Here is a 13,211-nt window from a genome sequence, read left to right on the forward strand (position 1 = left end):
AATACATAAATTTTCAATATCATTTTTTACTTTTTCTATTCATATATAGATGTAAAAGATGTTTTCGATATATATATATATATATATATAATCAACTTATTATGGAAAAGGCAGTAAAAAAATTAGTTATTTGAGCTCTATATGATGATGCAGAAAGTTCATATAAAAATGCAATTAAGGAACATTGAAAAAACGAAAAATATGATTTAGAAGTTCATAGCGTCGGAATTAACGACATATCATTTCCAGAAAGTGATAAATACTTCTATCATAAAATTGATTTATCTATTACAAACTTTAATTTAATTTCTGAATTAAAACAATTACCTACACCAGACATAATATTAGCATCTCCACCTTGTGAAAGCTGATCTGGAGCAGATTGTAACGGGAAAATGTTTAGAAAAATCGATAACAATGGAAACTGAGTTGTTAAAAATTCAAGATTTTATGATGAATACAACAAAACTTGCCATCCGGTTAAAAGAAGATACTTTGAACAAAAAGAAAGAGGAAGAATTTTGGGTGAAGCAACTGTTGGTGGAACAATAAAAATAATTAGAACATTCAAACCAAAAGTTTGAGTCGTCGAAAACCCTTCTACATCAAAGACTTGAGAGTTTCAAAAAAATCACTGAGATTTTATGGGTTTTGAAAATAAATCAACTTATTCAGCATATGATAGTAGATTCTCTTTAAAACCCACAATATTTAAATCAAACATTAAATTACATTTAATTTCTAAGTCAGAAAAGAGAGCTGAAAAAAGCAAACATATGTCACACGGTTCTTATGCTCAAAGAAGCAAAATCCCACATCAATTAATAATTGATATGGTTAATCAAGTTGTTGAATACATTGATAAAGATAAAAAAGAAGGTCATGATGGAAGATAAAATTAAAGTTAAATTCTGAAAAATTGGTACAGCAATGACTCGCTATCTTGATCAATTAAAAGACAACGTTAATGAGATTTGGAATAAGTTAGATTATGAAAGTATAGGTAAAAACAAATTAATCTTTAAAATATATCCTGAAAGAAACGAAATAAATGTTAATGATATTGAATTTACATTGTACAGATCAAAAAGTAAATCATCAAATGTCTCTAATAGTACAATTGACCAATATTTAAGAATTGTATATTTTCTTTTCAAAAAAGAATTTAATATTAATAAATCATTAAATAGTACATCAAAATATTATGAAGTCACTTTAGATTTTAAAAAACTTAAAGATAAAATCACTGAACTTTATAAAATTTCACTTAAGATACTAAATGAATTTATCCAAAACGAACTTATGGAAACTGAATTTGTCGATTTTGATAATTCAGAACAAAGCTTTTGACTTTCTTTTGTATTCTCACAATATCAATATATGAAATTTGTTAATTCGGATTACGAAAATAAAAAATTTGATAATAGACTTTATTATTTTTATATACCTAATTACTCAGAGTTTCTTTCAGAAAATGAGTCAAATGAACTTTTTAATGCATTAAAAAACTTTATTTCAAATATTGATAAAAGCCCATCAATTGAATTCGACTTTCCATATACTCAATTCATTTGCGAGATTAAACAAAATGAAGCTAAAATTAATGAAAATAAAGAATGTTTAGATACATTAATCGAAAAAATCGATGCATCCTTAGTAGAGAAAATTCAAAATATAGTTATAAATAATGAAACTCAACAATTAAAAACCTCTTATTCAAAATTAGCATCAATAAGAGATTATGTTCAAATGCTTCGCGAAACAATAAAATTTGAATTACCTCCTTATCAAAGAGAGTATGTTTGAAAATTTGATAATATTAAAGAGCTACTTGATAGATTATTCAGTACTCACTCAAATAAAAATTACTATTTAAACAACGTTATTTTCTATAAACTCCAAGATAACAAATACTCACTTTTGGATGGTCAGCAAAGAACATTAACTATTTCAATTATTGTTTTATGTTTATGAAAAGTAACAATGGGTCAAATATATTTCAAAATTGATCCATCACGTCCAGAAAACGAATGAAGCGAGCAATTGAATGAAGTGCTAAATAAATACAAAGGATTGTCATTCATATTTTGACACGCACATAATTTGATTAAATATCATCGTAACAAACCTCATTTATCTGTTTATGAAAATTCAAACAATTATGAACATTTGAAGAATATAGGGCAACTAATCAACAAGGTTGATGATAACATTTTTGGAGAAATCGAGAATTACATTATAGGTTATGCACTTGATATTCATGGTGATTTAAATTTATCTAAGCTTAATGATTTTGCAACCAGATTTTTAGATAGCTCATATCTTACAGTCACTATTGTTGATGAAATCAATCCCGAAGAGTTATTTGAAACACTTAACTCTACAGGTGTGCAATTAACTAATTTCGAATTATTTATAAACTTTGTTTATTACAAAATCATAGACTTGAAATCTAAAGATTCTTCATTTCTTACGAATGAATTTAAAGATGAGTCTGTTGTAATCGAGGATATAAGAAAAAAACTTTTTGACAAATATATTCCTACGAAATCAGAAGACAAAGATAATAAGAAAATAGATAAATTCAATGATCATTTTAACGATTTTACTGAACATATATACTTTAGAATTGTAAATCTTAGAAGTTCAAAATGTGAAAACAACCGTTGTCACATTAAATCTAACCAAAAATGTAGTTATTTTGATGATAATGCCGAAAAGATTGAATTAATTCATAAAAATAATAATAAAAAGGATAGAATCAATCAACAAAAGCTTCAATTTGTATTTGATTATCTATGTCATTCAAAAAATAATATTGAAAAAGTTCTTCAATCATTTTATAAATACTTTGCAATTTTTATCTACTTAACATTACCTGAAGAAAATAGGACATTACCATACTTCCAAAACGTTAAAGAATTAACAAGATTTAAAGAAGAAAATTCACTATTTAAATTTATGTTGAGAATTTGTAAATTGGATGTTACAAAATCAATACTTTGAGATATTCTAGAAAACAATAATTACTTTTGCCCTAGAAAAAATGATGACAAATATGATAACATAATCAAGGAAAATATAATAAGAAATTATCTTATATATTTAGAAAAAGCTATTTTAGTTTGAAAATTGCTTGATTTCAAGGGGCAATCAATGACTGAAACGTTCAAATTAATTCTTCTTAACATAAATTCAAATAAAGCAGAAAATATAGATTATTCTAAGAGATTTAAAAATGTTATTAGAAATAACAAATTCTTTAATATAGACGATATTAGATTGAATAACTTGAAATCAATCATACATAGCAAATTTTCAAGCACAGATGATAGCGGTAATAGCAAAAATATATACATTAAAATTTTTCTCGCAAGAGTTAATTACTATTTAAAAAACAATATGTCAATGTTTCCTAATATGAAATTGAATCAATCTCTTGATTGAAATCGATTTTTAGATTCTTGCGATTTAGATCACAATATAGCAAAGGAATCTAAAATTCAAAATAAATTAGAAGCTACAAAATGAGATGAAGTTAAAGCTTATGTTTTTAAGATGGGTAATTTATCATTACTAGAAGAGAGTGAAAATAGGAAAAAAAGTAATGATGCAAATATAACTTATAGATCACAAAATGACAATAATTACACAGAACACGGTTATATAGATGATAATGGTAAATGCATTTTAAATAGCTCTGAATGAACAACAAAATGAATTAATCAAGTTGATAAAAATAACTCAAAAGAGTCAGTTAATGAAAACATACATAAGTCACTTAAGAATATTGATGAAAAAACAAATCAATACATCGAATTATTCACTAAAATGTATCTAGAAAATGATGAAACAAAACTATAACTATTCATACTTTCACAAGCTTTTACGCTTGTGATTTTTATATCCAAAATACTACTAGATAAAAGTTTAACAACCCGAACCAAAACCATATTTTTGATATGTTTTTTCTTTTTTCTTGCAAAAAAATCACAAGCAAAAGCCTGCGATTGAATCATAAAAAGAGAATATTATAACTTCTTAATGAAGTTGGTTATTTTATATACCCAATTATCCTATTGCTACTTTTGAACCAGCTGTATAGACTAAAACGTATTTTTTGTCTGATTCTGGAATATCTCATTTATTTAATACAAAGATTGGAAGGATGTGACTTTGTGTTCCGTCTAATGTAGAAGCATTTCAAATGAGATTATCATTTACATAAAGTTTAAGTCTTAAATCTCCATAGTAACTTGCATTAATTGGGAAGTGACCATAAAAATTGTAAACTTTTGCAGTTTTTGAAAAGTCACCTAAATTATTTGAAATAACTGTTGGTAATGTATTTCCTGGAATACTTGGATGTCAAGAACGAGAATTGTCTAAATCAAATTCAAGCCTAATTTTGTCTCCGGCTACAAAATCAATGTGTCTTGCTGATGATGAGTCAATGAGTTGTTCAAAGAATGCTCCACCGATGTTTGCAAAATCTCTTGTTGAAGAGTTTTTAGATGCAGTTGCATTTAAAACGAATGTAAACGAGTTATCTTCTGTGAATGTTCTTGTGAAGATTGATGTGTTTTTATCAATATTAAACTTATCACTTGTTATGTTCGTTTTAACAAATGCTTGAAGCAATGCTACTCATAAAGCATTTTGATAATTAAATGCTGTACCATCAGAAATCTTGTAATTTCAAGCACCATTTGCATAACTGTTAATTATATTGTTTAATTGGTTTTTATTCACATTAGTTGTTCCATCTTGGAAAAATCTTTCCTTATATTTGATTTCATATTTTCTAGGAAATAATCAATAATCATCAAGTGAATTAGGAACAACAGTTGAAGCAGCAGGTGTTAAATCAGGGACTACACCTGTTTTAACTCAATAGTTTGCTATTTGACTTTTATCTTCTTTAACAAATGTTGTTGCTAAATAAGGATAGTTTCCTTGATTATTTAATATTTGCAATCTAAGAAGCCTCTCTTCATTATCATCGTGATTATATTCAAATGTAACAACTTCATTATCATAGTCAATTGAACTTTTATCTAATCTAATGTAAGGATCATTATTGCGCCCTCTTAAATGAGTTTTATATTGAAGTGTGATTAAACCTGTATCAAATAAAGGTTTTAAATCACGAATTGAAAGAGTTTGATATTTAGATGTGTTATCTCTAGATAACAATTTAAACGTTCCTTCAAAAAGTTTTCTAGGTCCAATTACATAATCTGCGTATCCATCATCAGCATTATTTAGACAATTTAATACTAAATATGTTGCATATTCCACGTTTGTTTTTAAGTAATTTAGTAAATTACCTTTGTCGATTCTTTCATCAATATTAGCTTTAATTTGATTAATTTGTTCTAATCTAGAAATAAAGAATTCAACCTTATCTGTCTCGTTTTCAAATTTGTACGATAAGTTTTCTTTATCAGCTAAAAAGTCTTTTAAGTAGTATTTAGAATTATCTGGATTGTTAGAGATTTGAACTATTTGTTCAAATGCATTATTAACTTTTTCTGTTGCAATTGTATTAGCAACATTAAGGACATTTTCAACTTCATTTTTTAGAGTTTTTAATTCATCTAATGATTTATTTTCATAATCATCCAAAGTAGATAAATCAAAGTTTGTAATTTGATCTGAACCAAATAATGATTCATTTTCTTTTACTTTATTTAATGAATTTAAATTTTCTCTTATGTTTGCAACATAATCATCTTTACTTTCAGCAGGTTGAGCAGCATTGACAATTATGTTTGCAACTTTTTCAAATTTATTTCACTCACTACTTAATTCAAATAAGTATTTAGGATCTAATCGATTTCTAATTAACTCAATTAAATTATCTTTTATATCTTGCGCAGTAGCTTGAACATCAAAATTATCAATTTGATCACTTGTATTGTTTTTAACAATATTAATTAAAACCGTATAACTTTGTGGAGCTACCACTACATTAACTTCGTTATTTTGAATTTCATTAATTGTTATTGATTGAATAACATCTTTATTTGAATCAATTAAGACATATGAATTAGGAACTAAACTACTTTCAATAGTAATTGAGTTTTCATCCATATTAAGTTTTTGAGTAGTTAATGAAACTAAATTATTATCTAAATCTTTGAAATTAATTGTTATTGTCTTTCTATTTTCAACAATATCAAGATTTATTGATGTAGCTCAAGCTTCAATTCCTGAAACTGATTTAATTTTTACATCTGTAGGTAATTGTTGAGTAATAAGGTCTTTAATTTTTGTTTCATCGTCTTGATAATTAACATCAATACTAAAGTTATTAATATCTTGTCTATGTGATTCATTATTAGCTATCACAACTTGCACACTATAGTTTTGAGGTAAAACCTTAACATCAACAGTATCATTTTCAATTTGATTTATTGTTATGTTATCTACAACTTGTTTATTTGAATTTGTTAATACATAACCATCTGGAATTAATAAATTTGAAACTGTAATTGAAGTTTCATCCATATTTATTTTTTGAGTCGTTGATGAAACTAAATTATTATCTAAGTCTTTAAAGTTAATTGTTATTGTTTTTCTATTTTCGAGAATTTCAATTTGAATTTCTGAAGTTCAAGGAGTTACACCTGAAATTGATGAAACTTTAACGTCACTTGGTAATTTTTGTTTAATAAGTTCACTAATTTTTGCTTCATCATCTCGATAATTAACTTGAATTTCAAAATCTTGAATATCTTGTTTATGTGACTCATTGTTGACTATTTTAACTTGTGCATTATAGTTTTTAGGAAGAACTAAAACATTAACTGAATTATCTACTATTTGGTATATGACTTCACTTTCAATTACTTCTTTATTCGAATTAACTAAAACATAAGAATCAGGAATCATATTGCTGTAGACAGTTAATTGATTCTCATTCATATTTATTCTTTGTGTTGTTGTACCAATAACAGAACCATTAGCATCGACAAAATTAATTGTTACAGTTTTTCTGTTTTCAACGATATTAACGTTAAATATCTCGACTCAAGGTTCAACATCACTAATTGAACTAACTTTGACATCTACAGGAAGATGTTGCTCTATTAATTCTTTAACCCTGGTTTCATCATCTTGATAGTTAACTAAAATATTAAAGTCAGAAATATCATCTCTATGAGAGTTATTTTGATCAATATGAACTCTAACTTCATAGTTTTTAGGGAGCACAGTTAAGTTAATAGTATTATTTGTAATTTCATTCACTGTAACACTATCTAAGATTTGTTTGTTTGAATCAACTAGAACATAATCATTAGGAACTAAATCCGAACTTATAACAATTGAATTTTCTTCAACAGGAATTCTTTCCTCTCTTTTTTTGATAACACCATGTGAATCATTAAAGTAAATTGTTATAGTTTTTCTTCTTTTAGAGAGTTTTAAGTAAATGACTGGAGATCATCGTGTAATTCCTGAAATTGATTCGATTTTCACATCATTAGGTAATTGGTTTGTAACAAGTTCAAAAATTTTAATTCCATCATATTGATAGTTAACTGAAATCTTAAAATCTTTAATATCTTGTCAGTCATGATCGAATTCATTTCTTGCTATTGAAACTTGGACATCATAATTTTTAGGTCATATTTCAATAAATTCAGTTGATGTCGGAGCTTCATCCCTTATCAACTTGTCAACCGTTTCCCCGTATTTGTTTAATAAAACGTAGTTTTCTGGATCAGGATTAGTGATTTCTCATTTACCTTTAATTTTACTTGCAATATTCTTGAAAATTTCAAGTTTTTTATCCCGGGTATAAGCATTTACGAATGTCACTTCTGCAGTTTCTTGAGTTTTATTTGCGTATTTTAGACCAAAATATACAGCAGGTGCAGTTACTGCTCCCAGTACTCCTACAGATGCTAAAAGTATAATAATCTTTTTATTTCTTTTTGAAGTTTTAGTAGTCATATGTTTATCCTTTTTATTACTTTTAAATATACTAAATTACTACTCTTATATCACTAAAAAAATGAAATAAATTTTTGATTAAAATCAACAAAAAAGCAAGCTAAAATGGCTTGCAAATTTGATTATTTTCTAAGTTCATTTACTGAACCGCTGTAAGCAAATTTTTCTGGATTTACATCAATAAATTCACCATTAATAATTCTGACAACTGAATCTACAGTTTGATCTAAAGGTACAAAAACCCCTCCTAAGTTTTACACTTTTAAAACTTAGGAAAAAGTAAATATAATCATTCTTGTAGTATCGATTTTCAACCATTTTAAATCTCGAATGTAATATTTTCCTTTCATTCTTAAATATGAAATCATTCTTAAATTATCATCGAAAGAAAATACAATAAACTTACCAATATTGTCAATATTGATAATATTTTTTACCTGCAAGAAACTTCTTAAATTCTTCTTCAGTAGCGTTTTTAATAAATTTATCTTTAACTACTTCTACTTTAATAATTTTTTTATTTTCAATAAGATTTTGTAGCGATTTTCTCACTACTGTAACTTCGGAAAGTCTGGCATAGAATAAATTATAATAAAATGTTTATCAACTAAAATTTATTTTCTTTTTATTCATTTTATCGGTATAGTTTATAATTTTTTAAGAGGTAAAAAATGATAACTACGGTAAAAAAAATTAAAGAAAATGTAAAGGAATGAAAGGCTAATTTATTAGACTTAACCCTTAGAAATAAAGCTTTAAATTTTAAAGGTAATAAACAAGGAATTGAATTTAAATATGAAGATTTAAATTTAATTTTAGACGTGCTTTTTGATGATAAAAAACTTAAATTAAATCCAACTCGAAAACAAGAAAAAAATTGAATTGAAACTTTTGATAATCTTCTTGAAATAGATAACATTCAATCTACTGCAGGTAGCAAAGGAACCACAATTGATGTTGATTTAACAAAAAGCGATTTAAATCTAACTTTTTCTTCAATGTATAAAAAGCAAGAGCTTTTTAACACTGAATACTCAATTGATATTTCATATTTAACAGTTGGTATGCTTTCGTGAAAGCCAGATCAAGAAGATGATAAACTTATTGATTCTCCACTTGTTTTTATCCCTGTTAAATTTGATAAAAACAAAAACAAAGATTGCTTTGTATCGCTTAAAGATAGTGATTTAATGCTTAATGATAGTTTAATTCAAAAAATCCTTTTTGAAAAAGGAGTAGATTTAAGTTATGAATTTGACTCTGAAGAATCAATTAATGAAAGAATTGAAAAGTACTTTGCTTTTGTGAAAGAAAAACTTCCTACCTATACTATTAAAAGAGAAATTTGAATTAGTTTATTCCAATTCTCAAACATTTTCATTTATAAAGACTTAGAAACAAATGAAGAAAAAATAATTCAAGATCATCTTGTCACTTCACTTTTTGATGATGAAAAACTTGATATGTCACCAGTTGAAGTTTCAAAAGAAGAATTAGACCTTAAAATTGGTGAAGATGGATATTACCATCTTCTTGAAAGTGATAGCTCACAAGAAAAAGCTATTCACATTGCGTTAAAAGGTAAAAGTTTCGTGCTTCAAGGTCCTCCAGGAACTGGTAAAAGTCAAACTATTGTTAATATTTTAACCGAGTTTATTTCTCGTGGTAAATCTGTGCTTTTCGTAGCTGAGAAAAAAGCTGCTCTTGATGTTGTATACAACAAATTGGAAGAATTAAACTTAGCTAACTTAGTTGCAAGGCTTCATTCAATTGAAAAAACAAATAAAAAAGAATTCTTACAACAATTAAGCGACAACCTTACATTGAGAGAGAAAAATCAAAAAGTAGTTTCGCAAAGATATACAGATAAACAAAAAGAAAATTACAAAGACAACCTTAAAAAGCTTAATTATTACTTTAAGAAAATTAGTTACTTTCTTTGAGAAGAAAAAACTTTGTATGACATTTTAAATTACTACATTTTATTAAAAGAAACTCCAATAATTGAATGACCTTGAAATTATGATTTTTCTCTTCTTGAAAATGCTAGCTACCAAAAAATTCTCGAGCAATTAAATCACCTTGAAAAGCTTGTGAAAATTGGTTATGACTACACTATTTTTAACAACTTAAAAATCACAGAACTCATGCCAGTTGAACAAATTAAATTTAAAAACTTAATATCTGAGTTTCTTGAAGTAACTAAAACTTACTCAGAGACATACTTAGAAAAATTGCTTAACACTTTCTTATTTGAGCAAAAAATTTATCATAAAAATCCAAATTACTTTCAAATTAATAGCCCAAATAACTTAGCGTTTTTAAAAACTATTTCTGAAAATGTAAAAATCTTTATTGATAATCAAGATATTTTAGGAAAATTCACCGATCCTTCAAGTTTATTGAAATTTAACTTAGAAGAATTTAATTATTTTTATGAAAACGAAGGGTTTAAAAAATGATTCTGCTTTGGAAAACTGGGTCAAACTAAGAAAAAAATAATTTCACTTTTAAAAAATAAAAAAGAATTCAAAATTATTGCTGAAAAAGCTTACAAAGTGATTAATTCATTTAATAAATTTATTACCTTGCACAATGAATGAGGAATGGATCAATTTGTTCTTTTCCAAACTAATGTAGATGCTTTAATTAATAAATTAGATAGCTACTTATCTAATTCAATGGACTTAAATGGAACTAGAGATGAAAAACTTTTCAACTTATTATTAGAGCTTCAAAATTACTTTATTTATGAATCACCAATTAACGTTTCTACATTTATGTCCAAAATTAGTGTCCAATTTAACAATATCGACAACATTGATACATATATTGAATACAACCAATTACGTAAAGAAATTGCTCAAAGCGAAATTGATCAATTCCTTAAACGTGTACATATTACTAATTTAAATCATAGCTCGCTTATCGATTTATTTAACAAGTCAATTTACCATTTAATCCTTAAAAATGAGTTCTATAAATTAAATAATGAAATTCCAGATTTAAATTACATCCAAAATCAATTTAGAGAGAATTTCGAAAGAATTAAAGAACTTGCTTCTGAATTAATTAATGATAATTTACTTGAAAAATTACCTTCTAGTGGTTCAATTTACGAAAATAACGTCGAATTCCAGTTCCTTAAAAAGGAAATTAATAAAAAAACTAGACTTTCTTCAATCAAACAAATGTTTGAGAAGATGCCAAATTTAATTTACAACTTAAAACCAATTTTAATGATGTCTCCACTTTCTGTTGCTGCCTTTTTCAAAAACAATGACAAGAAATTTGATTTAGTTATTTTCGATGAGGCATCTCAAATTAAAGTAGAAACTGCTATTTCTTCGATTTTAAGAGGTAAACAAGCTATTTTAGTTGGTGATCGCGAGCAACTTCCACCTACTAACTTCTTCAATAAATCAATAGATAATGATGAAAATGAACAAGATGAAGAAAAAGAATTAGAATACGAAAGCTCAAGTAGAGATTATGAGTCAATTTTAGACTTTGTTTCTACCAAATGATTCGATCTTTCACTTGAATGACACTACCGTTCTAAATTTGATGAATTAATTCTTCCTTCAAATAAAGAAATTTATCAAGATAAGCTTATTGCTTTCCCGAATGATACCTTGCCTAAAAAATACCAAGGAATTACTCTTGTAAAAATCAATGATGGAATTTATACAAATTCTAAAAATGAAAAAGAAGCTCAAAAAGTTATCGAAGTTTTAGATGATCTTTTAAGAAGTAATCCTAATGCCAATTCAGTTGGAATTATTGCTTTTAACAGTCAACAACAATCCCTTATTGAGAAAAAAATTAATGTTTATTTAAATGAAAACCCTGAATTTTTAGATAGATTAGTATTTAACGCTAAGGAAAAACTATTTGTTAAAAACATCGAAAATGTTCAAGGAGACGAAAGAGACTTTATTATCATCAGCTCCGTAATTGGTCCAAACGAAAGAGGAACTATAGCAAGAAATATTGGTGCAGTTAGCTTAAAAGGTGGTTATAGAAGGTTAAATGTTTGCTTTACCAGAGCAAAGGTCGGATCAATTTTAATCACTTCTGTTAACCCTGAAGATATTGATGTTTCAAATGCTTCCAACCCAAGAGGATGATTATTCTTCAAAGATTACTTAAATTTTGCTAAAAACAAACACATTCAAAATGATTTTTCTTCATCAGATGAAAAAAGCAAAGAATTTAAAATTTCATTTGTAAAAGAACTTAGTGAACTTATTAATTCTTGAGGATTTGAAACCAAAATTAAAGTAGGTGTTTCAAACTTCAAAATTGATATTGGGGTATTTGGTAAAAAAGATCCTAATAAATTTATTTGCGCTATCGAATGTGATGGAGATAGCTATAAATACTCAAAATCAACTAAAGATAGAGAATATGTACGTAAGAAAGTTTTAGAATCAAAAGGATGAAATGTTTACCGTATTTGGGCATCTAATTGATTTAGAAACAAAAAAGACGAAACTAAAAAACTTCATGATGCAATTTTAAGATTCGAAAATAATCAACCTGCTCCTGAAGTGCATTACCAAGTTTCGAATGAAGAAAAAATCGAACCAAAAATTGCAAAATATCAAACTAAAATCGAAAATAATAATGTTGACATTTTTCCTAAAATGCTCACAAATAAAGAAATTATTTATCGTTTAGTCCTTGAAAATGGAAAAAATATTTTATATCAAACATTTAATGCTAATTTGGTTGATAAATTAGTTGAGTACCTTCAACCAGTAAAAAGCAGCACAATTTCAAACATTTTAAATTACAAAAAAACTTCTGTTGATCGTTATTTAAATGATAAATATAATGCTCGTAAAATTAACCGTGATTATGAAGATTTCTTCTTCTTTGATTTTAACAGCATTTTCTTTAAAGATCGTAGATATAATATTGATTGAACTAAATTTACTATTGCACAGATTTCTTACTTAGAAGTAGCTCAAATGCTTTATAAATTAATTAAAGACATTACTTTAGTTGATCATAATCGTTTATTTAAGCTTTACCTTGAATTTCTAGGGTTTAAAAATGCTGGTGAAAAGATTAAAGCTAAATTTGATGAAGCTATTGAATTACTTATTAAAACTCGCAAAATTGAAAAACTTCATCAAGATGATGCTGTAATCTACAAAATACCTTAATTAGAAAAACCTCCTAAAAGTAAACTGGGACACGAAATATGGACAATCCATATTTCGTGTTTTTTGTATAGGAGA

General features: G+C 26.2%; 6 protein-coding genes. 3 read left to right on the forward strand and 3 right to left on the reverse strand.

Annotation, left to right across the window (positions count from 1 at the left end; genetic code table 4):
- Positions 1-101: 101 nt before the first annotated feature.
- Positions 102-896, forward strand: a complete 795-nt coding sequence (locus tag VBM91_RS00460; protein WP_323188928.1) for a DNA methyltransferase — start codon at positions 102-104, stop codon at positions 894-896.
- Positions 883-3,864, forward strand: a complete 2,982-nt coding sequence (locus VBM91_RS00465) for a DUF262 domain-containing protein (protein WP_323188929.1) — start codon at positions 883-885, stop codon at positions 3,862-3,864. The genes VBM91_RS00460 and VBM91_RS00465 overlap by 14 nt, the downstream gene beginning before the upstream one ends.
- A 207-nt stretch (positions 3,865-4,071) precedes the next feature.
- On the opposite strand, the gene VBM91_RS00470 is transcribed toward VBM91_RS00465, so the two are convergent.
- The 3 genes from VBM91_RS00470 to VBM91_RS00475 all read right to left on the reverse strand — a co-directional run bounded on the left by VBM91_RS00470 (position 4,072) and on the right by VBM91_RS00475 (position 8,547).
- The gene (locus VBM91_RS00470) at positions 4,072-7,962 is read right to left on the reverse strand and encodes a hypothetical protein (protein ID WP_323188930.1); all 3,891 of its coding nucleotides are present in this window, start codon (positions 7,960-7,962) and stop codon (positions 4,072-4,074) included.
- A gap of 269 nt (positions 7,963-8,231) precedes the next feature.
- Positions 8,232-8,330 carry a hypothetical protein gene (locus VBM91_RS03055; RefSeq protein WP_416234914.1) on the reverse strand — a complete coding sequence of 33 codons (99 nt, stop codon included), beginning with the start codon at positions 8,328-8,330 and terminating at the stop codon, positions 8,232-8,234.
- A gap of 34 nt (positions 8,331-8,364) precedes the next feature.
- Positions 8,365-8,547 carry a DNA-formamidopyrimidine glycosylase family protein gene (locus tag VBM91_RS00475; protein ID WP_323188933.1) on the reverse strand — a complete coding sequence of 61 codons (183 nt, stop codon included), beginning with the start codon at positions 8,545-8,547 and terminating at the stop codon, positions 8,365-8,367.
- 86 nt (positions 8,548-8,633) lie between these two features.
- On the opposite strand from VBM91_RS00475, the gene VBM91_RS00480 reads away from it, so the two are divergent.
- The gene (locus VBM91_RS00480) at positions 8,634-13,136 is read left to right on the forward strand and encodes a DUF4011 domain-containing protein (RefSeq protein WP_323188931.1); all 4,503 of its coding nucleotides are present in this window, start codon (positions 8,634-8,636) and stop codon (positions 13,134-13,136) included.
- The last annotated feature ends 75 nt before the right edge of the window (positions 13,137-13,211 follow it).

This window comes from Mycoplasma sp. 2248 (assembly GCF_034863245.1).
Classification (GTDB): Bacteria; Bacillota_I; Bacilli_A; order Mycoplasmatales; family Metamycoplasmataceae; genus Mycoplasmopsis.